We start from the raw sequence: 26632 nt of genomic DNA, 5'->3' as shown, positions 1-26632 counted from the left end.
AATGTGGCGGAGAGATAGGGATTTGAACCCTAGATACGCTATTAACGTATGCCGGTTTTCAAGACCGGTGCTTTCAACCACTCAGCCATCTCTCCGTAAGTGCGGCGAATATTAACGGGGTGATGGAATGCTGTAAACCCCTTTTCTGCACATTCGCGTTTAAGTGCCTCTTTTTTAAACGCATCGGCGGTATATGACGCAAAATCCCAAGACCGCACAGCCAAAGACGCAACTTCAACGCTGAAAGGCGCAATTAACCTTCTGATTTAGCCAGTTTCTCAAGGTTGTGACTACACTGATGAAAAAAGCCTTGCGTTATTGATAGGTGTATCACTTTTATAACCGAAGAGATGAAGGCACTTCCTGCTTAACATTGAACGTCGCAGAAAGGTCTGAAGGTCATCTCGTGAAGCACAAGGTAATTGGCCAACGAGAAGAGAGACGACAATGAAAACTTCAGATTTGTTTGTACGTGCGCTGGAAAATGAAGGTGTCGAATATATCTACGGCATTCCGGGTGAAGAAAACCTCGATTTTCTGAACTCGCTGAAAGACTCCAAAATTGAACTTATCCTAACGCGACATGAGCAGGCAGCCGGATTCATGGCGGCAACCTACGGCCGTTTGACCGGTAAGCCTGGTGTTTGTCTCTCAACCCTTGGTCCTGGTGCAACAAACTTCGTGACAGCTGCCGCCTATGCACAGCTCGGTGCAATGCCAATGATCATGCTGGGTGGCCAAAAGCCAATTCGTAAGAGTAAACAAGGCCGCTTCCAGATTGTTGATGTGGTCAACCTCATGAAGCCAATTACCAAATATTCCGAGCAGATTGTCGATGGTAACAACGTGACTGCCATGGTGCGCGAATCATTCCGCGTATGTAAGGAAGAGCGCCCGGGAGCAGGTTATCTGGAGTTGCCAGAGGACATTGCGGACGAAGACTCAGGTGCGACAGTGTTCGATGTTGTTGAGCACCGCAGACCCGATGCCAACGAGAAATGCCTCGACCAAGCGGCAGAAATGATCAAAAAGGCCAAAATGCCGCTATTGCTGATTGGTGCGGGTGCCAACCGTAAACGCTCCAGTCGCGCACTCAAAGAATTCATCGATAAAACGGGCATCTACTTCTTCAACACACAGATGGGTAAAGGTGTGGTGGATGAGCGTCATGAGCGCTTTATCGGTACTGCGGCTCTTTCAAGCCACGACTTCCTGCACTGTGCGATTGAAAAAGCAGACCTGATTATCAACGTGGGTCACGATGTGATCGAGAAGCCACCGTTCTTTATGGAGAAAGGTGGCACCAAGGTTATTCACATCAATTTCTTTGCGGCGCGTACAGATGAAGTTTACTTCCCGCAGCTTAACGTTGTCGGCGACATCTGTTCTTCAGTAGGTCGCTTAACAGAGAAAGTCGGTGAGTTGTCGCAAGACATGAGCTACTTCGGCCGTGTCAAAGCCCATGTTGATGAGCGTACGACCAAATACTTCGAAGATCGCCGCTTCCCTATTCTGCCCCAGCGTTTGGTGAAAATCCTACGTGACCAGCTGGATGATGAGGACATCGTCACCCTCGATAACGGCGTATACAAAATCTGGTTTGCACGTAACTACCAATGCCATACGAATAACACTCTGCTGCTGGATAATGCACTGGCAACCATGGGGGCTGGTTTGCCTTCAGCCATGGTGGCGAAGCAGCTTTATCCCAACAAAAAAGTTGTGTCGGTTAACGGCGACGGCGGCTTTATGATGAACTCGCAGGAGATCGAAACTGCAGTGCGGATGGGGCTGGATCTGGTGGTCATCATCCTGAACGACAGCGCCTACGGCATGATCAAGTGGAAGCAGGAAGGCATGGAATTCGACAATTTCGGTCTGGATTTCGGTAACCCTGACTTCGTGAAATACGCCAACAGCTTCGGAGCAATTGGTCACCGTCCTGATAGCCACGACGAGTTCCAGTCGATTCTGAAGCACGCTCTGAGTAGCCCTGGCGTGCACCTTATCGATTTGCCAGTGGATTACTCACTGAACCATTCCATCTTGAATGTTCTTATCAAGGAAAGCCGTTCAATCGGATAAAGGGAGAGTATAAACATCATGTCTGAACTGAACGTCTATCGCCCCTATGATGGCGGTTTGATTCGGTCGCTGCCAATGCAGACAGCGGACGACGTAGAAACAGCGCTGGCGACTGCTCACGGGCTGTTTCTCGACAGAAGCGCCTGGATGCCACCGCATCAACGCATCGAGATTCTGGAAAAGACTATAGAGATCATGTCATCGCAGGTTGAATCTCTCACCCGTATGGCAGCGGAAGAAGGTGGTAAGCCATACATTGATTCTAAAGTGGAAGTGCTTCGCTCCATTAACGGCGTCAAACTGGCTATCGAGCATATTTCACAAATCAAAGGCGAGCAGATACCAATGGGACAAACCGCGGCTTCCGTGAACCGTCTGGCCTTCACGATTCGTGAACCCATCGGCGTGGTCGCATCCATTAGTGCTTTCAATCACCCACTCAACCTCATCGTGCATCAGGTGATTCCAGCACTGGCTGTCGGTTGTCCGGTGATTGTGAAACCCGCGCTCACCACGCCTCTTTCTTGCCTGAGACTGGTTGAGATCCTGCATGAAGCTGGCTTGCCGAAAGGTTGGTGCCAGGCTTTGGTTTGCGACAACGACGCATCCAGCAAGCTTGTCTCTGACCCTCGGATTAACTTCCTTTCATTTATTGGCTCGGCAAAAGTCGGCTGGATGCTGCGCTCGCAGCTCGCGCCGGGCACACGCTGTGCACTGGAACATGGCGGAGCCGCCCCAGTGATTGTGGATGACAGCGCCAATATCGACGAAGTGGTGCCTATGCTTGCCAAAGGCGGTTTTTACCATGCTGGACAAGTTTGTGTGTCTGTTCAGCGAGTGTATGCGCAGCAGGGATTCTGCCGTGAATTAGCAGTCAGACTGGCTCAGGCTGCTGAGAAAATGAAGGTTGGCGATCCACTGGATCCGGGAACAGAAGTCGGTCCACTTATTCTTCCTCGCGAAGTCGATCGTGTTGACGAATGGGTTCAGGAAGCCGTGCAAGGCGGTGCGGAGTTGCTTTGTGGTGGCAAGAAAATCTCGGACACCTGTTACACCCCAACGGTACTGCTCAATCCGCCAGATGATGCCCGCGTATCTCAAATGGAGATCTTTGGTCCAGTGGTCTGTGTTTACTCTTACGCCGACAAGCAAACTGCTATCGATCGAGCGAACGGCTTACCTTATGCGTTCCAAGCTGCGGTTTTCACCAATGATTTGGAAGACGCCTTGAATGTCACCCAACAACTCAACGCAACGGCTGTTATGGTTAACGACCATACGGCGTTTCGCGTCGACTGGATGCCATTTGGCGGCCGTGATGCTTCTGGCGTCGGGCTTGGTGGCATTCAGTATTCCATGCATGAAATGACGCGCGATAAAATGCTGGTATTCAAGAGTAAGCACTTGTAATTCTACGCCACGATGCAATCTCTCTGACTCACCCTTGTTGAAGAGTACATTTCTCAATATTGGGTGGGTCGTTCTCTTTGAGTCTCCTTTCCCTATTGAAGTCCCGCCTTATCAGGTAGTTTGGGCAAAATGTCTTATAGTTAAATCAGGCATAACAATTTCAAAACAAGGGAGACAGCGTGAATATCCGAGCCAGGGCGGTTCTCTACACCGCATTCATTTTTACGGCTGTCATTCTTGCGTTCATTACTCTGGCATTTGGCTATCTGGCTGACGCCCGTAAAGAGGAGATGAACTACCGCGCCAAAGAGCTCGCAGAGCTTGTGTCTGTGACCTTCGAGATCCCACTGCTTGAAAAGAACCACACCATTATCCGAGATATGACGGATCGCTTCGTTGCTCACGAGGATTTGACCTATTTAACGATTGACCAAGGTGACTCGCTGATAGCACACAGCCGAAGCCTGGATACACCCGAGGATGGTATCACCGTGGTGATCAAGGAAGTAGAAAGTGATGAAGGTAGACTCGGCACCGTGATTGTTGGCTATCGCAATCATTACTCTGACAACATGGCGTCACCCATCGGGCAGGTTCTCATTTGGGGTACCAGTGGTATCGGCCTTTTTGCCATCGTGGTGATTTATATCTTGCTCTACTCCATCACACGCCCGCTAAGGAAACTTCATCAGATTAAAGAAAACGGTGAACCCGCATCCAGATTCAGCCTGTTCGATGTTGATGAAATAGAAACCACGGTCAATGAAGTCAATCAATTACGGAAAAAGATGGACAGGAGCTACAACAAACTTCAGTCCTCTTTGCGCGACCATGAGTTTTCCCATCAACAAACCCAAATCCTCGAAGAACGTAGCCAGGCAATATACAGCGCATCACTGGACGCCATCGTTGTTGTTGACGAGCAAGATACCATCATTGAATTCAACCCGACGGCAGAGCAGCTTTTTGGCTGGGCGAGAGACGAAATTCTTGGACTGAGACTGGCAGAAACCATCATTCCCGAAAGGATGCGAAAGAACCACATCATGGGAATGCAACACTTACTGCAAACCGGTGAAGGTCAGGTGCTAGACCAGAGGATTGAGCTTTCTGCAATGCGCAAAAGTGGGCGCGAGTTCCCCGTTGAAATATCCATATCCTCAGCAAAAACCAAAGCAGGTTACATCTTCGTCTCTTACATACGCGATATTTCAAAGCAAAAAGCGCGGGAAGAAGAACGACGACAGAATGCGCAGGCATTTGAACTGGCATTTCCAATGCTGATAGCCGATGCCAAAGGCCACGTTATCCGAGCGAATTCCGCGTTTTGCGAGATGTTAGGATATAAACCGGAAGACATCATTGGCGAGAAACCCCGCTCTTTGACAGAAAACCCGTCAGACAAGTCCTTTCATACTCAGATCTGGTTGTCTTTGTTGGGGCGCGGTCGCTGGGAGGGCGAGTTGGGCCTCAGGCACAAATCCGGATACGGCGTTCGCGTGAAAGCAAGAATGAAAGCCCAGCATAGCGAAGGGGATGACCTGCAATTCTATGTTGCGCACTTTGAGAGAATCAGTGACAACAAAGAAGATGTTGCGCTGAAAACTTCTCTCGAAGAAGAAAAACAAAGCCCGCTACAAACGGGCTAAGTCACTAGGGTCAGTGGACCTCTTATAACGCGATAAACACGCCAGCCAAGGCTGCACTCATCAAGTTAGCCAATGTTGCCGCGACAACGGCGCGGAAACCTAACTTCGCCACATCCTGACGACGCTCTGGTGCCATTGCACCGATAGAGCCAAGATTAATCGCTATAGAACCGATGTTGGCAAAGCCACACAATGCAAAAGTGACGATGATTTGGCTGTGTTCAGACAGGGTGTCCTTCACATTCACAAAATCCATGAAGGCGACAAACTCGTTCAGAATGGTCTTTTGACCAATCAGCGCACCCGCATTCAGTGCTTCGCTCCATGGAATACCGGCTGCAAATGCCAGAGGCGAGAACAGGTAGCCGAAGATCAGCTGCAATGTCAGGCCTTCATAGCCAAACCAAGTACCCACAATCTCAAAGCCTGCGTTTATCATCGCAATCACGCTCACGAACGCAATCAGCATGGTACCGACAGCCACTGCCACTTTCACACCGTTCATCGCGCCGGAAGCCAGTGCATCCACTGCGTTAACGTCGGCGCTTTTTTCCAATTCGATGTTTTCCTGCTCAATCGCGACTTCGCGTTCTGGCACCAACATCTTCGCCATCAGCAGTCCACCTGGTGCAGCCATAAAGCTTGCTGCAATCAAGTATTTCAGTTCGATACCCAGCGCCGCATAGCCGCCAAGCACTGAACCAGCCACAGAAGCCATGCCGCCTACCATGATGGCGAACAGCTCTGAACGGGTCATGTTCTTCAAGAATGGGCGGATAACCAGTGAAGACTCACTCTGGGAGAGAAAAATGTTGCTGGTTGCAGCCAGAGACTCAACCTGAGAGGTACCCAGAAGACGTCGAATTGCACCGCCAATCACTTTGATTAGCCATTGCATGATACCGAGGTAGTAGAGAAGAGAAATGATGGCAGAGAGGAAGATGATGAGAGGAAGAACGCGGACAGCAAAAATGAAATTACCACTTGCCAGATCACCGAAAACAAAGCCGATGCCTTCGTCCGCAAAAGCTAATAACCCTGAAACGCCGTTGCTGATTGAACCGAGAAGAGATTGACCAAGAGGGAAATAGAGAACCAACGCGGCAAAACCGGCTTGAAGGGAGAAAGCGCCGAGAACAGTTCGCCAATTAATGTCACGACGACTGTCTGAAAGTGCGTAAGCACACGCTAACAGGGCCAATACGCCGGCCAAGCTGTAGATGATTTGCATTATGTTACCTTGCTTATGTATCTGGATTTTGGCGTGTTTTGATAAGACGCGCGCAGGCAAAGGCAACATGGCAGGAGGCTGCAGATGCTGTCTTACCCGAAGGCGAATATCAAAGGCCCATATACCCAAACGACCCGGAGATACAGGTTGTAATTTGTTTGGGTATCAATGCTCACAGTTACGCTGGGCCCAGTTCCTTGGGGCAAGTTTCCATTTTGCAGCCGATTGAAAGCTTGGTTATTCACGCCATTCGTTAACGAAAAGCGCTCGCTTTAACCGGGCGGGGAATATAGCAAAGCCAATCCGTATGTGACAATGATCACTTTTGTTAAATTTCACGGTCTGATGACAAAACAGGCGCAAGAGGCTGATTTAAATAAAACTAAAACGAGAAAGCCCGGCAAAAATGCCGGGCTTGTCGATGTATCTTCGAGCTGAACTCACTTCAAGTGGAAGATTTGTTCTGTTTCCAGTGACGTCATCGCTCGGACCTGACGCCACACGTAGTAGAAAATACCTAACATCATCAATGTGCTTGGAATCGCAATCATTGGGTAGCTGTAGAGCGTCATCTTACCCAACTCTTCATTGAACGCCACAGTGCCTGCTGGGCTGGTCACAATCCAGGTTGCGAGGAAATAGTTCATCACAGAAGAGAACACAAAGGTGCTGGCGAACAGATAGTTTGAAATGGTCAGACAGCGGTCAAACGCATCCGTGTTGTTGGTTTGTGCGAGACGTTCTTTAATGAGTTCGAGATTCAGCAGGGTATCGTTAAAAACCAGCTTCTTCACAATCGGATAAGGCGTGAAAGTGGAAATTAACACCGCCAGACCAATCACACCAGGAATCAAGGCTTCTTTAATCGCCAGCCATTGCGTGTCCAGTTCAAGAAGCCCAATCCCGCCAGTCAGCAACACACTCACAAAACCCAGTGCGGCAATCAGATTCAGTTTCTTGCTACGAACAAGTTCCAAACCACCGTAAGCTACCGGAAAGGCCAGCGCAACCACCAGCGCCATTACAGTGCCAAGGTGTTCTTCACCGCTGAACTTCATCAAAATGAACGAAGGCAAAAATACGTTAAAGACAATTTCGAACAGTGCGTTCGGCTTTTTGGTTTCGGTATTACTCATAATCTTCCAGTTTAAAGCGCCATGTTATTTTTCAGGCTTTGTTGAATTGTTCCCTGACAGCCATAAGATGTAAAGCCTGACCACACCATCCTGTGTAACGGCATGTGTCTCTTGCTTGGTTTTTAGGCAGCGATTTGATGTGAAAAGTTCCGAAAAAGCTCAAGTAAGTGGGATATTGAGACTCAAAAAAGCCCCGACATTTCTGTCGAGGCTTCATTGTGTTGGCGGAGCGGACGGACTAGAGCGCGCCGGGCTCCCGGACGCGGCCCAAAGTGCGCAGCACTTTCTGGGGCGCGTATAAGAAAAAAGCCCCAGTCTCTCGGCTAGGGCTTAAATCGTTGGCGGAGCGGCCGGGCTGGCGCTCCAGCGGGACTCAAGCCGTATGGCTCGTGAGAGTCCCCCTATTGGAATCTGATAAATACAAAAAAGCCCCGCAGTTTCCTGCAGGGCTTTGTTGTGTTGGCGGAGCGGACGGGACTCGAACCCGCGACCCCCGGCGTGACAGGCCGGTATTCTAACCAACTGAACTACCGCTCCAATTCTTGTGAAATCCGGCTTTGCAGCCCAACTTCCAGAATGTGGCGGAGAGATAGGGATTTGAACCCTAGATACGCTATTAACGTATGCCGGTTTTCAAGACCGGTGCTTTCAACCACTCAGCCATCTCTCCGTAAGTGCGGCGAATATTAGCGAGGTCTCGGAAGGCTGTAAACCCCCTTTTTGCATGTTTTAATTCAAATGCTCAAAAAGCCACCAGGAAGTATGCATTTTCTTGCTGCACATCAGAAAACCCAACATCTTAAAAATGGGAAATTAACCTTCAAAACGAATTTTAAACTTTCTCGCACCCCGAATGTCAGTGACTGCTAGAATGCCCATTATCTAAAACAATTCGAACATGACGATGATAAGAAAACTGCTCACCTTCTTTCTTTGCTTTTTTGCCCTTTCACCTGCATTTGCTACCGAACAACCGGAAACCATCAGAGGTGCAGCCTGTTTAGTCTCAGATGATCAAGGTCGTGTGTTAGTCACCCGAGATATTCTGAATAACCGAATTTCAATACCCGGAGGCTTTGTAGATAGCGATAATCCTGCTGACGCTGCGATCCGCGAAACCCTCGAAGAAACGGGTATTGCGGTTGAAGTGGTCAAAGAGTTTGCACGATTAGATAGAGCCGTTTTGTTTGATTGTCGCGCTCTATCCCCTATTGCTATCCATAATCAGGAAGATGGCAATGCCATGGTGGCCAGTTGGCAAGCAGAACATTTTGGCCGTGAGGTGCGAAATGTCGCCATGATGACGCCAAGCTCTGTAGACATTAAAGAAGTCCGATTCCCCAATCAGGTAAGAATGATCCCAACCTGGTTGGAAACAGCTACCCCCAGTGAAACCACGCACTTTGATGATTTCAGCCACATGAGTGCTGAATTCAATGTTTGGAATGCGTCGATTAACCAAACGTTCCAACAAGCCATCAAAGCAATGCCTTCCATTTTTGGTGGACTGCTTACAGCGTCCTCGGCAATGGGAAGCGGCGTGTTGTTCTTCTTGCTTATCCCAATTGCAATGGCATCTGGCGGCTTAAAACGGGTTTCTCAATTGATGTTTACAACCGTCGCTGTCACCTTGATTGTCAGCTTCGCAAAGCTGCATTTTGCTGTTCCCAGACCCTTTTATCTGTTCCCAGATCTTCAGCTTACAGGCGCTTCAGGCTTTGCTTTCCCGAGTGGCCATACAGCGACAGCCTTCGCAGTGTGGGGACTGGTTTATCTGTGGTTGAAACAAGCAGGCAAGGGATATCTCACTATTTGGTTAATACCGTCGGTATTGGTGGCATTAAGCCGTGTTTATCTTGGTGTCCATTATGTCACCGACGTGCTGGCCGGAGCCGTGATTGGTACGTTGGTGGTGTCAATTTCACACGCTTTGACTCAACGCCAGAGCAAAGTTGTTTCGCCAGTATTGTGGGCACTGATTGGCGTTGTCACTCTTCCACTTGCCGCCACCCAGATCCAGCCAACTTTTCTCTACTGTGCGGCTTTTTCGCTGACTTTCGCTATGATGCAGTTCCTTACCAAAAAGCAAATCCCTGCTATTGATACACCTTTGGGTAAGAAGGGATTCATCTGGTCATTGGTCAGTGTCGCGGGAGTCGCCGGGCTGATTGGCGGCGTTGGGCAAGTCTCCAACTCTAGTATCGAAATTCTTACTGCAACCACACTGGGGTTTGCTTTGTTGGCTGTGCTGTCATCTTGGTTGGTTCCTAAACTCAGCAGATAACTCAGCACATCACTCAACAACGGAGCCAGCCACAAAAAAGAGCGCCCTGAGGCGCTCTTTTCATCTATAAGACCAATTAGCCTTTCGCGATATCTGCCAGTTCTTTTTCCGCATCATGGTCAATTTCCACGTGCGTAATAATACCAGCGCTTGGATCGTTGAAGACTGACTCATCCAGCTTGCCTTCGCTCTTCGCAACAATACAGCTTACTGCCGCATCACCGGTCACGTTAACCGCGGTACGAACCATATCCAGCAGACGGTCAACACCCAGAATAAGGCCGATACCTTCCAGTGGCAGACCAACCTGTGCAAATACCATCGACAGCATGATCAGGCCAACACCCGGAACACCAGCAGTACCGATAGAAGCCAGTACAGCCATCAGAATCACAGTCAGGAAGCCACCTAAACCCAGATCAATACCGTAGATGTTAGCGATAAATACCGTCGCTACACCCTGCATGATCGCAGTACCATCCATGTTGATGGTTGCACCAAACGGAACGGTGAAAGAACCCACAGAGTTCTTCACACCCATACGCTCAGTCACGGTACGCAGCGTAACAGGAATCGTCGCATTCGAGCTTGCAGTACTGAATGCGAATACCTGCATGTTGCGCGCCTTCTTCATGAAGGTCACGATATTCAGGCCAGAGAACACTTTCAAAATGGTTGGGATAACCACAAAAAGGTGAACCAGCAGGATGCCAATCAGCACAACCACATAGCCAATCAACTCAACAAAGAGTCCCAAACCGAGGTTGGCCATGGCTTTGGCGATCAGACAGAATACTGCATAAGGTGCGATTTCCATGATGAGGGTAACCATCTTCATCATGATTTCGTTCAGCACTTCCACCAGCTCAACGACTTTCTTCGCTTCTTTACCCACCATCAAAATACACACACCCATCAGGATGGCGAAGAAGATGATTTGCAGCATCTCGCCTTCGGAAAGCGCATTCACTGGGTTGTTAGGAATGATGTCGATAAGCACTTGAGAAAGTGGCGGCGCTTCACGGCCTGAGAACGCAGTATCAGCGGCCATTTGCATGCCTGTACCGATACCACTGATTGATGCGATTGTTATTGCTACAGCAATCGCAACAGCAGTCGTCAGAATATAAAGCGCGAAAGATTTCGAGCCCACCCTGCCGAGCGTTTTAATGTCACCAATCCCGCATACCCCGCAAATTAGTGAGAAGAGTACCAGCGGAACTACCATCATTTTCAACGCGTTAACAAACATCTTTCCCACAACGTGGAACAAGCCGTTTGTGATGTAGGTGTCAACAAATCCACCTGCTGGGTTTAAACCCAGAATGTTAATTGCCAGTCCAAGAATAATACCAGCTACCAAGCCGACAATAACCTTGGCGGTTAGGCTCATCTTGCCATCACCGTTTGATGCAGCGTCTACCATATTGCCTCCATGACTTAAGTTATGCAGTCGTGAAAACCCTTTCTTTTGTCTGACTTACTGGCAATTGGCAAAATTTTCGCGAGCTAATCGCGCATAATTAGTCACAAAGAGAGATATTCCATTCACTCAATGAGAAAGTGGTTGAATTAGCTTAAAAATTGACCAGTAGTGAGCGACTTATCTCGGGCAACCTCACAACTGGCAATAGATATATCGTGAATCTAAATTCAGCTTTGTCTCGAATTTGAGTGATTTTGAAGTTTTTGTTAACGAGCCATTAACGAAATATGCTGCATAGGAATAAAGACAGAGAATTGGCGAGTCTTGCAGCAGGTTCTATCCTGCTGCGACTTCCTGGGAAAGGTTTAAGTGATTCTGTGCGGTCATGAAACTCACGTGAGCTTCAATCAAGGTTTTGGCTTCACTTTGCCAGTACTCGCCCTCTTGGCACTGGCAGTACTCAAGCAATACCACAACTAAGGCATCCATCCGTTGCAGGCACCATTTCTTCACTTTCAAATCGTGCCCAATGTTGCTGCCCATTTCCTGCATCTTGCTGTAGGCGAATTGGAGGAAAGCGTAAGCACCTTCAACACTGTCCTGAGCGTTAAGATGATGATGGATGCGCATACACGCATCCAACCAGTAGCCAATCGCCTGACTCTTAGACTCATCAATGTATGGAAGAAACAGTGATGGGGGCGCTTGCTTCACCATTTCTTCCAAACAGCAAATCTCATTGATGTTCTGGTTACAATACCAACGCTGAACTTCACCCAGCCACACATCAACGGTCAGCTCATTGGACTGATTCATGCCGCCGACTCCCAATTACGCACAAAGTGATTGTCCGAGACTTTCTGGATTTCAGGCTGCAATTTCGCACTGAGAATACGAACTTCATCGGCGTTCTGGGAGTAGTTTTCAGTTTGATGGATAAGGTCCGCGAACGGCAGGTCCGGATCCGGCACGGCAGAAATGAGAAGCTTGGTATAAGGGTGTTGTGGATTGGAGAGAATCTCCTGCGTATCGCCCCACTCTACGATTTGTCCGCGATACATCACCGCCGTTTCTTCTGCGATGTAATGCGCTGTCGCTAAGTCATGAGTGATGTAGAGAAAACCAATTCCCATCTCTTTCTTCATGCGTTGCATGAGGTTCAACACGCCCAAACGGATTGAAACATCCAGCATTGAGGTTGGTTCATCCGCCAGAATCACTTCTGCACCCACACCCAACGCTCTTGCCAGATTGATACGCTGACGCTGACCGCCACTTAGCTGGTGAGGAAACTTGGAGAGACAATCCGGATCCAGCTCGACAAGTTCCATCAGTTCGCGTTGGCGTTGTTTCACTTCCTCTTCGGTCGTGGCCTGGTTGTGGATTTTCAGCGGTCGAGCAATATGGTGATCGATAGTGTGAGCCGGGTTGAGCGAACCAAACGGGTCTTGGAAAACCATCTGTACATTACTGCGGTATTCGCGCAGTGCTTTGCCCGAATTGATGGTGTCGATACTCTGCCCTTTAAACAGAATATCTCCCGTCGTCATCTCATGCACCTTGGTAATAAGACGTGCCACGGTACTTTTTCCGCAACCAGATTCTCCAACAAGCGCTAATGCGCGCCCTTTGTGAAGATCAAAGCTGATTCCGCGCAGTGCTTCAAAGGGTTCTTTTTTAGAGAAACCGCCACCTGCAAGGAAGGTTTTTGAGACGTTCTTAACTTCAATAATTGGCTGACTCATGCGGTTACCCCCTGTTCAAACTTGGCTTTGCTGCCTTCGCGGTCGTGAATATTCGGGAAAGAGGCCCAAAGCTTCTGGGTATATTCGTGTTGCGGGTTCTGGCGAATTTCTTTTGAGCTATTCACTTCCACTATTTCGCCGTGACGCATGATGGCAATGCGGTCACTCAGTTGAGCCATCAGAGCCAAATCATGAGTAATGAAAAGCACAGAGAAGCCAAATTCTTCTTTGAGGGTGAAAATCTGCTGAAGGATTTCGCGTTGCACCACAACATCCAGCGCCGTTGTGGGCTCATCCATGATGATAAGTTTCGGACTCAGACTCAGTGCGATCGCAATCACCAAACGCTGACGCATGCCGCCACTGAACTGGTGCGGGTAGTCTCTCAACCTGTCACGGGGAATATTCACCAAGTCCAACATCTTGTAGGCGCGATCAATCGCTTCTGCACGCGTCCAACCTTTGTGGTGGCAAATCACATCCACGAATTGCTCTTCGACCGTGAGTACTGGGTTCAGGGAATTCATGGCACTTTGGAATACCATGGCGATCTCGCTCCAACGAACCGCCGCCAACTCTTTATTGGACAGCGTGCGTAGGTTTCTCTCTTCCAGCCAGATTTCGCCGCCGGAAATGTACGCAGGTGGCTTGTGCAGATTGTTTACCGAAAATGCGATGGTACTTTTTCCGCAGCCGGACTCCCCTGCCAGCCCGAAGACTTCACCTAGGCCAATATCAAAACTGACCGATTTAACCGCACGGAAATGACCATCATCCGTGATGTAGTCAACGCAAAGATCTCGAACCCTTAACAAAGGGTCACTATGAAAGGCGTGTTCACTTGCCATGTAGATTCACTCCCAAAACAATATTGAATGCAAATTATTATCATTTCTTTTTGCAGTAAAATAAGTTCTCAAAAAGAGTGAATTAGATCGCAGAGTATTGGGGAAGGATCGCAAGCGTCCTTTCAGGTACAATTCCCGCTCATTTCTCCAACCCGTGGTAAGCATGAGTCAATGTCCTGAGTGCGGAAGCGCGCTTGAATGCACTGCTGAGTCTGGTCAATGCTGGTGCATGCAGTATCCCAATATTCTCCCTCCAGCAGCAGAGGACAACCTCTCGTGTCTGTGTAAAACCTGTCTGGCTAAACGCATTAACGAGAAGCTGGAAACCCTCTATCAGGAATACAGCACCAATGACTTGATTCGTCTGGCAAAGCCCTATCGCGAGCAGAAAGAGTTAGTCGAAGGACTGGATTACACCATCGAACGTGGACTTTATGTATTCTCGGCTTGGTACCATTTACGCCGTGGCACCTGTTGTGGCAATGGCTGTCGCCACTGCCCATACGGCAAAGCAGAACCATCAGGCTACAACAACGTGGGCTAAATCACGGACTGTTTGACGTTCTTAGCTGAAAATACGCCGCTTTTTTTCACTCAAACAAGACAATCCAGAAAAATGAAAATCGTTGCTGTCACTGCCTGCCCTACAGGTATCGCCCACACTTATATGGCTGCTGCTGAACTCAAAAAAGCAGCTCAACAAATCGGTATTCAAATCGCAGTGGAGACCCAAGGCGCGATGGGTATTGAGAACCCGCTAAGCATTCAGGATATCGCCCGCGCGAATGTGGTATTGATTGCCTCCGACATTGAAGTAGAAGACCGCGCCCGTTTCACTGGCAGCAAAATCCACTGCGTGACCATTGAAGAAGTCCTGACAGATCCCGTGAAAGTATTGGAGCGCTGCAAGACGATATGATCACCCGGAGGATCACCTTCTTTGTTGATGAAGAAGGCCTGGCAGCATGGAGGCTGAACCGTTTGAAAACACTGGCGGGGTACTTCCGATCCGTCACGATGTTCTGCAATATCTCCCAACGCAAACAAGCCAGTGTCGAACACCCTATCAGGATGATGAGCCTGAGTATCAAGCCGGGCGATCTCTGCCAGTTATTGATTGAAGGGTCTGATGCCGAGCTTGCTTCCATGGTGCTCACCGATTTTCTGGATGAACATGCTCACGTACTTTCCGGTGGCAAAAACAGTGCGCCGTTTGAGCCTTCTAATCATGTCACCCTACCCTTCACGGGTTGCATCCACCGCATTGATAGATCTCCATTGGATAAACACGCGTTATTGGCAGAGTTCGCGCTGAAAGTTTCAGTGAATGAATCTGCCAGTCAGGAAGACTTGTTCAACGCGCTGTATAAACGGGAGAGTGTTTCTGCGACCTGTATGGGCAACGGTATTGCACTGCCTCATATCATTTCACCAAATGTCAGCAAGGCGCATTTGATGATAGCGACCACAGCGTTGCCATTGAATTGGGGTTCACAGCGCGGTGATGTGACGCGGGTGATAGGAATGATGCTCCCTGCGCCGCCAGTTCGCGAGCACGTGGTCGCCGTTTCAGTTTTTTCTCAATTGCTACTCGAAGAACATTTCTGCAGATATCTCACCGATAATCAGGATGTGGATATTCTGGAAACCATCATCGTTCATTCCCTTTCCAATGCGTCAGTCTGAGCCCCGATATTCAGACGGTGTCATGCCAGTTTTGGACTTAAACACGCGGTAAAAGTAATTCACATCCTGAAAGCCGCAACGGGTTGCCACTTCCCCCAACCGAAAGTCATAACGTTTCAACATGAACTTAGCTCGGTCTATCCGCACCCAGGTAATGTAATCCGCCATCCGCATATGGCCTTGCTGTCGGAAAAGCCGCGACAGGTGATTCGGCGTGATATTGAAGCGGTGCGCTATCGACTCGCGGGTGATGTGGCGGTGAAAGTTCTCCTGAATGTAGATACAAATCCCCTGATACAAATCTTCCACCCGGTTACGTGTACCAGCAGCGGGCGCGGTAAGCATCTGCTGGCAATAGCTCAACAGCGCATGGAGCAGGTATCCATCCATCGGGGTTTGCACGGGCTCTTTGGCAAGTGTATTCAGCGCAGCGAGAATATGGTCGATAGCGTGCCCGGTTCGGGTTTGTATACTGTGTTTTTGCACGTCATAAAAACCCGGTTGATTCTTGGCCTTACTCACCAAACTGAAGCCCAGTTGGCGCTTACCAAAAAGAAGGCTCAAAACGGAGCAGTCGGTGTCCCAGTTGGGTTTGTTCCAGCTGTTTGGCGGCACATATAAAGCATCCCCTGACAATAGTTTCGATTCAGTGATCGACTTGTCGGGGTTTTCCAAAAGGTTGGGATATTCACCGCTGATCACCAGTTCAACGCGGGGAAAGTTGACCTGATAACTGAATTGAGGTGGCGTCACCTGATCGCTCGCAAACCAGATGCGATTGAAGTGTTCGCGCTCTGCCAGAAGATTCTCCAGCAGTAGTTGAAAGACCTGACTCATGGTTGTTGTATTTAGGGGCTGTTGACCTTTGGTGGTGAAATTTTGTTCTAGCCCTAAACGTTTTAGGCGCGGCGAGGTGTGTGCAGCCTAGTCACTCTAAGCAAATACACCTCAACAAAGCATAAAACGTTTAGGGTACGGGACGCGCAGTCGAACCCTTTGGGCAGCGTTTGTGGGGGACTTTCTGCTGCAAAAATCATCACCAAAGGTCAACAGCCCCTAGAACCCGTTAACGCGCCGATTATGCGCCTGCACACTTTAGTCAGCCAGAGAATCTCTACAGCACATATCTAATGCGTGACTAGGCTCACCAAAAATGCAGTCTCTGGCACCACTTATAGGTTACTAATCTCTAGCAACATTGAAAATCCCCCAGATCTCGCTCACTAACAGATGATAAGAAAATAAACATAAATTATTGATTAATAAATATATAAATTTTATCCCTTACAAAATCACAACTCTTCCCTTACTGAGAACAAGATCACACCTCAATTTCAATGTTACAAATATCCAGTAAAAGCCTTATCTCTCCTCTTCAAACAGTACATGCGAAAACGGGAAAATATATCTATTGGTGAGAGCCGTTAAAAACAAAAACTTTTGAGGGATAGACATCATGATTACATCGCTAATCAATGAAGATCTGATTTGCCTGAACCTGAAAGCAACGTCCAAAGAAGACGTTTTTGCAGAAATGATTGAACTTCTGCATGCTCAGGGCAGAGTGAACGATAAAGCACAGTTCCTGGCTGATATTCACGCCCGTGAAGAACTGGGTAACACCGGCTTCGAAGATGGCGTTGCCCTGCCGCACGCAAAGAGTACTGCGGTAATTGAGCCTGCTGTCGCTATCGGTATCAGCCGCGAAGGCATCGAGTACGGCGCTGAAGATGGTCTGCCTTCAAAACTCTTTTTCATGATTGCTTCGCCAGACGGCGGCGCAAACCACCATATTGAAGTGCTGGCTGAACTGTCTTCAAAACTGATTGAAGATGGCTTTATCGAAAGCTTCATGAAAGCCGAAAGCGCTAAAGAGGCGCTCGCTCTGCTACTTGAGAAAAAACAAGAAATGGAAACACCAGAAGCCAATAAAGGTTTGCTGATTGGTGTGACGGGTTGTCCTGCAGGTGTTGCACACACTTATCTGGCGGCAGAAGCACTGGAGAAAGGAGCAGCGGAACTGGGCTATGAAATGAAGGTAGAAACCAACGGTTCTATCGGCGTGAAAAACAGCCCGACTGCAGAAGAAATTGCCCGCGCAGAAGCGATTATCGTTTCCTGTGACAAGCAAGTGGACATGACCCGTTTTGCTGGCAAACGTCTGATCAAAACCGGAGTTAAAGCGCCAATCAAAGATGCAAAAGGCTTGATCAATCAAGCGCTGGAAGCACCTGCATATGTTGCTTCAGCAGATGAAAAAGCATCTGAATCAACCGAAAGCAAAGCTTCTCAGGCACGCTCTGATTTGTATCGCTACCTGATGAATGGCGTGTCTCACATGATCCCATTCGTAGTAACCGGTGGTCTTCTGATCGCACTGGCTCTCGCAATTGGTGGTCAGCCTACCGAAGCAGGCATGGCGATCCCTCCTGGCAGCATGTGGAACAAAGTGTTGGATGTGGGTGTGGTCGCTTTCACCCTGATGATCCCAATCCTTGCCGGTTACATTGCTTACGCGATTGCTGACCGCCCAGGTCTGGCTCCTGGCCTGATTGGTGGCTGGATTGCCAACAACGGTTCGTTCTATGGCGCAGAGGCGGGTACAGGCTTCATCGGTGCTATCGTTGCAGGTCTGCTGGTGGGTTACTTCGTGAAATGGGTAGCTACCCGTAACTATCACAAGTTTATCCAGCCATTGGTGCCAATCATGATTGCACCAATCACAGGTTCTCTGTTCATTGCTGGTCTGTTCATCTTCGTTATCGGCGCGCCAATCGCGGGACTGATGGAGGGCCTGAATACTATGCTGACCAACATGAGCACAGGTAACGTTATCCTGCTGGGTATTGTGCTGGGTGGTATGGCTGGCTTCGACATGGGCGGTCCATTCAACAAAGTGGCATTCCTGTTCTCTGTCGGCATGATTGCAAGTGGTCAAACACAGTTCATGGGTGCGATGGCATGTGCAATCCCTGTTGCTCCACTGGGTATGGCACTGGCTACGGTTATTGGCCGCAAGTTCAACATCTTCGAACAGTCTGAAATCGAAGCGGGTAAAGCATCTGGTGCGATGGGTCTGGTCGGTATCTCTGAAGGTGCGATTCCTTTCGCAGCACAAGACCCAATGTCAGTGATTCCTGCGAACGTCATCGGCTCAATGGTTGCTGCGGTCATGGCCTTCTCCTTCGGTATCACTAACAGCGTGGCGCACGGTGGTCCAGTGGTTGCCCTTCTGGGTGCAATGAACAAACCTGTACTGGCCCTGGCATGTATGGCAGTGGGTGCAGTGGTGACCGCGCTGGTTGCAGTATCCCTGAAGAAAATGCGTCAGGCGAAAGCGCAAAACGAAGTAGCAACTGCATAAACTGACGAAGAACGCTCCCTCCTACTGGGAGCGTTTTATTTGTTCAAAGTCAGCTACACACAGTCATAATTTGATAGACTCCTTGCCAGATTTCGAAGGCTTAAAGAAGAACAATGACAACTCAATTTTTCCCTCTGAAAAACGTTATCCAGGACTATGCCTGGGGCAGTCACACTTCCCTGACTGAACTGTTTGATATGCCAAACCCAGAGAACAAACCGCAAGCGGAAATCTGGATGGGTGCTCACCCAAATGGCTGTTCAAAAATCGCTGTCGATAACAAAGAAACCCTGCTGTCAGATTTCATCAGTTCAGATATGGAAAACATTCTGGGCGTATCCACTACCCAACAATTTGGTGAGCTGCCTTACCTGTTCAAAGTGCTGTGTGCTGAAAAAGCGCTGTCGGTGCAGGTTCACCCTAGCAAAGCGCAGGCGGAAGCCGGTTTTGCAAAAGAAGAAGCGGCAGGTATTCCCCTGTCAGCGAGCTTTAGAAACTACAAAGACCCTAACCACAAACCGGAGTTGGTTTTCGCGCTGACTGGCTACACGGCGATGAACGGCTTCCGCGACTACAGCGATATTCTGGGCTTTTTCCACCAGCTCAACATTGAAGAGTTGGCATCACTGGTAAGTGCATTGCAAGACAACCAAAGCGAACAAGGTCTGAGTGATTTCTTCGGTGCGCTGCTTTCTCTGGAAGGCGAAGCCAAAGACGCAGCGGTATCTAAACTACTGACCTATGCAGATGCAAACCAAACTGATGAATTGTTTGCGTTGCTGTTGACGCTATCTGAGCAATACCCAGGCGATATTGGTTTGTTCTCGCCGCTGATCCTGAATACGCTGACACTTCAGCCGGGCGAAGCGATGTTCCTTGATGCCTGCACGCCGCATGCTTATATAAAAGGTACGGGGCTGGAAATCATGGCGAACTCAGACAACGTGCTTCGCGCAGGTTTGACACCAAAGCATATGGATGTACCGGAACTGATTTCCTGCACACGATGCTTGCCAATGCCAGAAGAAGCCATCCTGCTGGCACCTAACATTCAAGGCAATGCGCAGCACTACCCGATTCCTGTGCCGGATTTCAAATTCAGTGTTTACCGCAACACCAAAAATGAAGTACTGAGCACACAGAGCGCTGAAATCCTGATTGCTGTAGATGCACCACTGACTCTTACCCACTCGAATGGTGACAGCGTCACTTTGAGTAAGGGCGAATCCGTTTTCATTCCAGCGTATGTCGGCGATTACCAGACCAGCTGCGAAGGTCTTTTTGCCCGCGCTTATAACTAATCACACCTAAGAAAATCCCCCTAAGTAAGATCGCCCGGCAATTGTTGGGCTTCTTTTCTGCTTCTACCCGATTCCAACTTTTTCATATGCGTCAACGAGATGCGTAACAATCAATTTAACAACGCTTTTCCACCATCTGAGAAAGTGTTGCTAAAGCCAAATGCGCTAAGATATTTGTTTAATTTACTATGTTTAACATTAGAAAAAGCCCCTACCATGCCTAGCTTCCTGAACACCAAGTGTCTCAGGAGTTAGTGTGCTCGAGGGAGTTATCTTGCACTCAAAGAAAGCGCTTTCATATGCTGGCAAGATAGTGAGCACGCTGTCTAAATAGAACTGACTACCCTCGGAGGGGCTCTATGCTCAAAGGAAAAATCATAGTGTCAGGAGTAACGTCACTGGCCATTCTGTCGGGGTGCTTTCTTGAATCGAAAGTCCCTTACTACCCGGATTGGCCACAGATCAACAGCGCAATCAAAAAAGACCCGGAAATAGAAAGCCGGGTCGCGGAAATACTCGCGCAAATGACGCTGGAAGAAAAAGTCGGACAGATGATCCAACCCGACCTTCGCAGTGTTACCCCTGAAGAAGCGAAAGAATACAAACTGGGTTCTCTTCTCAATGGTGGCGGTGGCTGGCCTGACGGCAACAAATACGCCACAGCCCAAGATTGGGCAAACGAATCAGATAAATACTACCTTGCGCTTGAAGAAGCATACGCAGACCGTGGTTTCCGTATTCCTTTCATGTGGGCAACCGATGCTGTCCACGGCCATAACAATGTTTTCAAAGCCACCGTCTTCCCACACAACATCGGTTTAGGTGCGGCCAACAACCCGAAACTGATCAAACAAATAGGTAAAGCCACGGCTCGTGAAGTCGCCGCAACCGGTCTTGATTGGACATTCGCCCCCACCGTCGCCACGCCACGCGATTATCGCTGGGGACGTGTTTACGAAGGCTATTCAGAAGACCCTGAAATCGTCTATCAATACGCCGGAAAAATGGTTGAAGGTCTTCAAGGTGGAGAGAAAGGATTGAAAAGCCAGCGCCACGTGATTTCTAACGTGAAACACTGGCTGGGCGATGGCGGCACCACTGACGGTGTTGACCGTGGCATGAATGAATACAGCGAAGAATACCTTCGTAATATTCACGCAACGGGTTACTTCTCGGGCCTGGATGCTGGCGCGCAAGTGGTCATGACATCGTTTAACTCTTGGCATAACGAAGCCAACTACGATGTGATGGACACCGACAATTACAACAAGAAGCTACATGGCAGTAAGTACATCGTCAACGATGTGCTGAAAGACAAAATGGGCTTTGATGGGCTGGTTGTCACCGACTGGAATGGTCACAGTGAAATCAACGGCTGTACCGCAGGCAACTGTCCTCAAGCCGTGCTCGCTGGTAACGACATCTTTATGGTGACAGCCCGTAAAGATTGGCAGGCCTTCTATCGCAATGTGATCGATCAAGTGAATGACGGCACCATTCCAATGAGCCGCATTGACGATGCAGTCACCCGTATTCTTCGCGTGAAAATGCGCGCAGGCCTTTGGGAGAAGCCTCAGCCAACCGAACGTCGTCTCGCTGGTAAACAGGACATTCTGGGCTCGGATTCGCACCGTGAGCTGGCGCGTAAAGCCGTCAGCCAATCTTTGGTTCTACTTAAGAACAAAGATAATGCCCTGCCTCTGTCTTCCCAGAAACAGTATCTGGTGGTCGGCAGTGCAGCCAGCGATATCCAGAAACAAACCGGCGGTTGGTCTCTCACCTGGCAAGGCACGGAGAATACGCTCGAGCGTGACTTCCCTGGCGCAACCACCATGCTAATGGCGATGCAGGCGCAGGTCGGCGAAGAGAATGTCTTTACGGATGTCTCTTCCGCACCTCAGGATGCCACTGCTGTCGTGGTGATTGGTGAAGACCCTTACGCCGAGATGTTTGGCGACATCAACAAAACTAAGACGCTGGAATACGCCACGCTGAAATCCTCTTATGGCGCAGATCTTCGTCTGATTAAATCGCTCAAAGAGCAAGGCTTTAAAGTCGTCACCGTGTTCTTCTCTGGCCGTCCACTTTACGTGAATGAAGAGATCAACCACTCTGACGCCTTTGTAGCAGCATGGCTGCCAGGCACGGAAGCGGGTGGTATCACTGACGTGCTGTTTGGTGTTGATGACAAAGACTTTCGTGGACGCCTTTCATTCTCTTGGCCGAACACCAAATGTTCTACCACCATCAACCGCAAAGCACCGAATCTGATGGACTATGAAACACCGGAGATGGAGCAGGATATCGAAGGTGACCATGCGCCGCTGTTCGCTTACGGCTATGGCCTTTCTTACAACAAGAAGAAAAGCAGCAAGCTGAATATCGACTTGGATAACCTGCCACTTGATCCGCGTGAATACGGTTGTGGTCTGGATGCACCAGATGACGGTATTGCGACCACCAATCTGGAAATCTTTGGTCGTTCAGCCGATGACGAATTTACACCTCGCATTGCAGGCTCATCGAATGGCTGGGTCGGAGTGACTGTGTCTAACGGTACACCAACCACGATTGGCTCAATCACCACCACGCCGATTGATCATCTCCACCAGCAGGATGCAATCAATGTGAAGTTCACGGGTGAAGCGCCAGCGCAGGTTTACATGCAGACTGCGGATGAGCAGGTTGTCGACAAGCAAAGCTATCTGAATGCGGATGCGACGCTGCAGTTTGATATCGACATGAAATCCACCGCGCCGCAAAGCATGATTCTGGCAACCCACTGTGAGTGGCCGTGTCTGGGTCAGGTTCCCATCCACAAAGTGTTGCCTGCGCCAAGCGGTCAGGATGAAACCAAGTGGACGACCATCAAGATCCCGCTGCAGTGTTTTGCTGATGAAGGCATGGCCTTCCAGATCCTCAATACCCCATTCCTGATTTATGCCGACGAGGAAGTCGAGTTCAATCTGGGTGAGGTTCGCTATGTGCCACGCAGTCTGGATGCGGCTGAAGACGCCATTACCTGTGAAGAGCTGAAAGTGCCGGTTGAGCCACCACTTGAAGGCGATATCGTCGATGTATGGGAAACGTGGGAGCCGAATATCACAACCTGGCAAGCACGCACAGACACATGGGAAAACCTCAGTGACCACGTTGTGGTGACAGGTAATGACCCATCTGATGCAACCCATGAGTTCACAGTCACTTACGATGCAACCAGCCCAGAGTTCTACAAAGGTTTGGTATTGGTGAAAGGTAAAACACTGAACCTTTCCAACTTCCTGTCAGGCAACCTGACATTCGATATTTACATCGAAACCTATGGTGAGCCTGCAAATTCAGGTGAAACGCAAACCGAAGAGGTTGTTGTGAAAATGGAGTCAACGGCAGGGTCTGGTAACGATTACCCGCTGGGCAGTCTGGCTACTGGTCAATGGCACTCAGTGATGGTTCCGGTTGCCGAACTGAACACAGGCGCGCTAGACATCACCAAGGTCAACACGCCGTTTGCAACGCTGTCCGACTGGAATGCTTCGCAAGCTGGTGTGGTTTACCGCATCAGGAACATCAAACTGGAGCAATAAGCTCACTCAATAATTGTCATCAAAGCCCGCTTCGGCGGGCTTTTTTTGTCTTTCTCGACAATTCCCCCGACTAACCTCCGTTTTTCCAGCCCATGCAAAAGAGAAGACGTGTCTGATACGTTAACATCTTGATGTCTGAAGATTATGTGGAAAGGAATCCATGCCGTTCAAATCTATGTCGTTTTGCTATCCGTGGCGTCACTATCAATCCCGCGTGCTCGATGCCATTCATGAGCATCTCAACGATCAGCGGCTTCATATTGTTGCCGCCCCTGGTGCAGGTAAAACGACCTTAGGTTTGGAAGTGTTCCGCTTATTAGCGAAACCGACACTGGTGCTTTCCCCAACCCGTGTCATTCGGGACCAGTGGATTGATCGCCTAAAAGATTTCTGCGAATCCGACAATGTCCGCGAACTGCCTTGGGTCAGCAATTCTATTACAGAACCAAAGACGCTCACGTCGATCACCTATCAGGCTTTGCATACCAAGCTCTCTGACGTGTTGGACAGTGAAGATGACGAAGCCGCGACGCTTGAAGACGACGATGGATTGGAAAGCGAAGAAGTTGACTGCTTTATTCAGCTTCTGCAAACCCACAAGATTAAAGTCCTGATCCTCGACGAAGCCCATCACCTTCGCAATGAGTGGTGGCGAGCACTCGAAAAAGTGTGTCAGGAAATCCCCGACATCACGCTGGTTTCCCTGACTGCGACGCCTCCTTATGATGCACAAGGTCATGAATGGACGCGATATGAACAGCTATGCGGCCCGATTGATGAGGAAATCTCAGTCCCCGAATTGGTGAAAGCCGGCACTCTCTGCGCCCATCAGGATTATGTCTGGGCCTGCAATGCGACCCAAAAAGAAAGCAAACAAATCGAAGAATACGATGAGCAGGTGTCTACGCTTTGCCAATCACTTTTCGGCAACCCAACCTTCGAAGCCGTCGTGCTTGCCCACCCCTGGTTGGGTGAAGGCGAGTTTGAGCTGGCAGTGATCAAGCAACCCGAAATCGCCATCGCATTGCTGAGTTTTCTGAAAGCCAAAAACCTGCCCCTCGATGCGCAGCTGAAAACACTGTTGGACCTTACAGCCACTGATATTCCAGAGCTTGGTCGACATTGGTGGCAGGTATTAATTGAAACGGTGCTCTTCTCCAATACCTTCCAGCATGGCGAAGAGCATCAGTCATTTATCGATGATTTAAAGAAGCAGCTCAGAGCCAATGAGCTCCTCTACAAACGCGAATTATCACTTGAGCGTTCACGTCGCAATGATCGATCGCTTGCGTTAAGCGGTGCCAAGGTAGAGGCCTGCAGCAAGATTCATCACCTTGAACTGAAAAAACGTGGCGATTCCTTGCGGCAGGTCTTTTTGACTGACTATATCCGCGACGAAAACCTGACATCAGAAATCGATGCTGGAGAGACCAATCTCGGCGCTTGGCCCGTGTTTAAAACCATCACCTCAGACTCCCCCTTTCGTGAGCAGGTAGGTCTGCTGACCGGAAGGCTGAGCATTATTCCCACTTCACTATTGCCCGACCTCATCGCGCATATTGGTCATGACAAAGTCAAAACCCAAGCCATGGGCAATGAGGGGCAATATCAGAAAGTGACTGCACCACTAAACCAGCTGACCATCGCTTTTACCGCGCTGCTGATGGAAGGCAAACTCAAGGTGCTTGTCGGCACACGTTCTCTGTTGGGCGAAGGTTGGGATGCACCTGCAATCAATTCGTTGATCCTCGCCAGTTCAGTCGGTTCGTTTATGCTCACCAATCAAATGCGCGGGCGGGCTATCCGTATCGACAAGAGCGCGCCGGATAAAATCAGTTCGATTTGGCATCTTGCCGCCATCAACGTAAAGGCTTTTTCCGGTTGGTCTGACTACGACAATCTCAAACGACGTTTCGATACTTTTGTCGGCCTATCAGAGAAAGACGATACCATTGAAAGTGGCTTTGATCGTATGGCAGCGAGATGGCTAAAGCATGATTATGTCCAAAAAGGGACCTCGCCGATTTTCGCCAACAACTCGCAAATGACCCAGCGCTTTAACGATATTGAGCGCGCGGGTGAGCGCTGGAAGAAGGCGCTAACTGTTGAAGGCTCTGCGCGGGTATTACCATCTGTCAAAACACCACAAATTCAGTCGCTCCGTGGATACATGCTAAAAAACAGCTGGCGCTATTTATTTTCACAGCTGTTGATCGCTTTGTCCGGCACCTTTTTTTGGACGGTGCACTTATTCCAAAGCTCTAGCAACATATTGTTATTGCTGGCTATGGCACTCACTGCCACCCTTATCTACAAATTTCCGCAAACCGTCGCGACCACCAAAACCTTGCTACGTTTCTTGCCCGTAGATGGGGCACTCAAACAAATGGGTGTGGCACTGGCAGAAGCGCTTTGTCAGGCAGGATTTGTAGAAACCTCTATCCGCAGAATGAAAGTCAATGTCTACGAAACGGCAGATGGGCAATTTTATCTCTCCCTGTCTGGCTGCAGTTTCTATGAGTCTTCGATATTCGCCGATTGCATGCATGAAATCCTTTCGCCGATCGACAACCCAAGGTATTTGGTGATTCGGGAAGGCAAATTTCTAGGCACCAAGCGCGACGATTACCATGCTGTTCCTCTTCGGTTTGGTGCAAAGAAAGAAACTGCGATGATCTTCTATAAGGCTTGGTGTCAGCACCTCAGCCTTTCCGAACTGATATACACAAGAACCCTCGAAGGCAGGCAAGCATTGCTGCAGGCAAAGATGAAGGCTTTTTCATCCAACTTCGAAAATGAAGTGAAACGTCAGGATCGATGGAACTAGAACGGTGAAGGATTCAAACATATATGCATCTTGTGACGATCAATTGCCTTCATATT

The 26632-nt window shown here is 49.2% G+C and carries 18 protein-coding genes and 3 tRNA genes; 11 read left to right on the top strand and 10 right to left on the bottom strand.

The window, feature by feature from the left end; translation table 11 throughout:
- Nucleotides 1-4: 4 nt before the first annotated feature.
- Nucleotides 5-95: transfer RNA gene (locus tag G5S52_RS09720), tRNA-Ser, on the bottom strand.
- A gap of 352 nt (nucleotides 96-447) precedes the next feature.
- Here G5S52_RS09720 and G5S52_RS09715 point away from each other — a divergent pair.
- The 3 genes from G5S52_RS09715 (at nucleotide 448) to G5S52_RS24310 (ending at nucleotide 5144) form a co-directional block, all read left to right on the top strand.
- Nucleotides 448-2085 (top strand): acetolactate synthase large subunit, encoded by a 1638-nt coding sequence (locus G5S52_RS09715; protein WP_165013105.1) that lies wholly within the window; start codon nucleotides 448-450, stop codon nucleotides 2083-2085.
- An 18-nt stretch (nucleotides 2086-2103) separates the two neighbouring features.
- Nucleotides 2104-3495: an aldehyde dehydrogenase family protein gene (locus G5S52_RS09710; protein WP_165013103.1), complete on the top strand. Its 1392-nt coding sequence runs from the start codon at nucleotides 2104-2106 to the stop codon at nucleotides 3493-3495.
- A gap of 179 nt (nucleotides 3496-3674) precedes the next feature.
- Nucleotides 3675-5144 (top strand): PAS domain-containing protein, encoded by a 1470-nt coding sequence (locus tag G5S52_RS24310; RefSeq protein ID WP_165013102.1) that lies wholly within the window; start codon nucleotides 3675-3677, stop codon nucleotides 5142-5144.
- A 22-nt stretch (nucleotides 5145-5166) separates the two neighbouring features.
- Here the strand turns inward: G5S52_RS24310 and G5S52_RS09700 are convergent, their stop codons facing one another.
- From G5S52_RS09700 to G5S52_RS09685, 4 genes are all read right to left on the bottom strand, one after another.
- Complete coding sequence (locus G5S52_RS09700; protein WP_165013100.1) at nucleotides 5167-6375, bottom strand: NupC/NupG family nucleoside CNT transporter; 1209 nt, start codon at nucleotides 6373-6375, stop codon at nucleotides 5167-5169.
- Nucleotides 6376-6815: 440 nt separating this feature from the next.
- Complete coding sequence (locus tag G5S52_RS09695; protein ID WP_002539120.1) at nucleotides 6816-7511, bottom strand: VC0807 family protein; 696 nt, start codon at nucleotides 7509-7511, stop codon at nucleotides 6816-6818.
- Nucleotides 7512-7971: 460 nt separating this feature from the next.
- Nucleotides 7972-8048 (bottom strand) — tRNA-Asp (locus G5S52_RS09690).
- A 42-nt stretch (nucleotides 8049-8090) separates the two neighbouring features.
- Nucleotides 8091-8181: transfer RNA gene (locus tag G5S52_RS09685), tRNA-Ser, on the bottom strand.
- A 228-nt stretch (nucleotides 8182-8409) separates the two neighbouring features.
- Between G5S52_RS09685 and G5S52_RS09680 the strand changes: the two genes are divergently transcribed.
- On the top strand, nucleotides 8410-9795 hold the full coding sequence (locus G5S52_RS09680; protein ID WP_165013098.1) for a bifunctional NUDIX hydrolase/phosphatase PAP2 family protein: 1386 nt from the start codon (nucleotides 8410-8412) through the stop codon (nucleotides 9793-9795).
- A gap of 76 nt (nucleotides 9796-9871) precedes the next feature.
- Here the strand turns inward: G5S52_RS09680 and G5S52_RS09675 are convergent, their stop codons facing one another.
- The 4 genes from G5S52_RS09675 to G5S52_RS09660 form a co-directional block, all read right to left on the bottom strand.
- The gene (locus tag G5S52_RS09675; RefSeq protein ID WP_165013096.1) at nucleotides 9872-11221 is read right to left on the bottom strand and encodes a dicarboxylate/amino acid:cation symporter; all 1350 of its coding nucleotides are present in this window, start codon (nucleotides 11219-11221) and stop codon (nucleotides 9872-9874) included.
- A 336-nt stretch (nucleotides 11222-11557) separates the two neighbouring features.
- Complete coding sequence (locus G5S52_RS09670) at nucleotides 11558-12037, bottom strand: hypothetical protein (protein WP_165013094.1); 480 nt, start codon at nucleotides 12035-12037, stop codon at nucleotides 11558-11560.
- The gene (locus G5S52_RS09665; protein WP_165013092.1) at nucleotides 12034-12966 is read right to left on the bottom strand and encodes an ABC transporter ATP-binding protein; all 933 of its coding nucleotides are present in this window, start codon (nucleotides 12964-12966) and stop codon (nucleotides 12034-12036) included. The genes G5S52_RS09670 and G5S52_RS09665 overlap by 4 nt, the downstream gene beginning before the upstream one ends.
- The gene (locus G5S52_RS09660; RefSeq protein WP_165013090.1) at nucleotides 12963-13814 is read right to left on the bottom strand and encodes an ABC transporter ATP-binding protein; all 852 of its coding nucleotides are present in this window, start codon (nucleotides 13812-13814) and stop codon (nucleotides 12963-12965) included. Before G5S52_RS09660 ends, G5S52_RS09665 begins: the two co-directional genes overlap by 4 nt.
- A gap of 163 nt (nucleotides 13815-13977) precedes the next feature.
- On the opposite strand from G5S52_RS09660, the gene G5S52_RS09655 reads away from it, so the two are divergent.
- From G5S52_RS09655 to G5S52_RS09645, 3 genes are all read left to right on the top strand, one after another.
- Nucleotides 13978-14358 (top strand): cysteine-rich CWC family protein, encoded by a 381-nt coding sequence (locus tag G5S52_RS09655; RefSeq protein ID WP_232314466.1) that lies wholly within the window; start codon nucleotides 13978-13980, stop codon nucleotides 14356-14358.
- Between the two features lie 72 nt (nucleotides 14359-14430).
- The gene (locus G5S52_RS09650; protein WP_062661006.1) at nucleotides 14431-14733 is read left to right on the top strand and encodes a PTS fructose transporter subunit IIB; all 303 of its coding nucleotides are present in this window, start codon (nucleotides 14431-14433) and stop codon (nucleotides 14731-14733) included.
- Entirely contained in the window at nucleotides 14730-15500 is a 771-nt protein-coding gene (locus tag G5S52_RS09645; RefSeq protein WP_165013088.1) for a PTS sugar transporter subunit IIA, read from the top strand. The genes G5S52_RS09650 and G5S52_RS09645 overlap by 4 nt, the downstream gene beginning before the upstream one ends.
- On the opposite strand, the gene G5S52_RS09640 is transcribed toward G5S52_RS09645, so the two are convergent.
- A complete protein-coding gene (locus G5S52_RS09640; RefSeq protein ID WP_165013086.1) occupies nucleotides 15492-16337 on the bottom strand; it encodes an AraC family transcriptional regulator in 846 nt (281 codons plus the stop codon). The two genes, G5S52_RS09645 and G5S52_RS09640, sit on opposite strands and share 9 nt — an antisense overlap.
- Before the next feature lie 619 nt (nucleotides 16338-16956).
- Here G5S52_RS09640 and G5S52_RS09635 point away from each other — a divergent pair.
- From G5S52_RS09635 to G5S52_RS09620, 4 genes are all read left to right on the top strand, one after another.
- A complete protein-coding gene (locus G5S52_RS09635) occupies nucleotides 16957-18864 on the top strand; it encodes a PTS fructose transporter subunit IIABC (protein ID WP_165013084.1) in 1908 nt (635 codons plus the stop codon).
- A gap of 113 nt (nucleotides 18865-18977) precedes the next feature.
- The gene (gene manA / locus G5S52_RS09630; RefSeq protein WP_165013082.1) at nucleotides 18978-20165 is read left to right on the top strand and encodes a mannose-6-phosphate isomerase, class I; all 1188 of its coding nucleotides are present in this window, start codon (nucleotides 18978-18980) and stop codon (nucleotides 20163-20165) included.
- A 359-nt stretch (nucleotides 20166-20524) separates the two neighbouring features.
- Nucleotides 20525-23749, top strand: a complete 3225-nt coding sequence (locus tag G5S52_RS09625) for a glycoside hydrolase family 3 protein (RefSeq protein ID WP_165013080.1) — start codon at nucleotides 20525-20527, stop codon at nucleotides 23747-23749.
- Nucleotides 23750-23909: 160 nt separating this feature from the next.
- Complete coding sequence (locus G5S52_RS09620; protein ID WP_165013078.1) at nucleotides 23910-26576, top strand: DEAD/DEAH box helicase family protein; 2667 nt, start codon at nucleotides 23910-23912, stop codon at nucleotides 26574-26576.
- Nucleotides 26577-26632 lie beyond the last annotated feature (56 nt).

Origin of the sequence: Grimontia sedimenti, from assembly GCF_011045095.1 — a bacterium.
Classification (GTDB): domain Bacteria; phylum Pseudomonadota; class Gammaproteobacteria; order Enterobacterales; family Vibrionaceae; genus Enterovibrio; species Enterovibrio sedimenti.
This window is presented reverse-complemented; position numbering and strand designations above follow the sequence as displayed.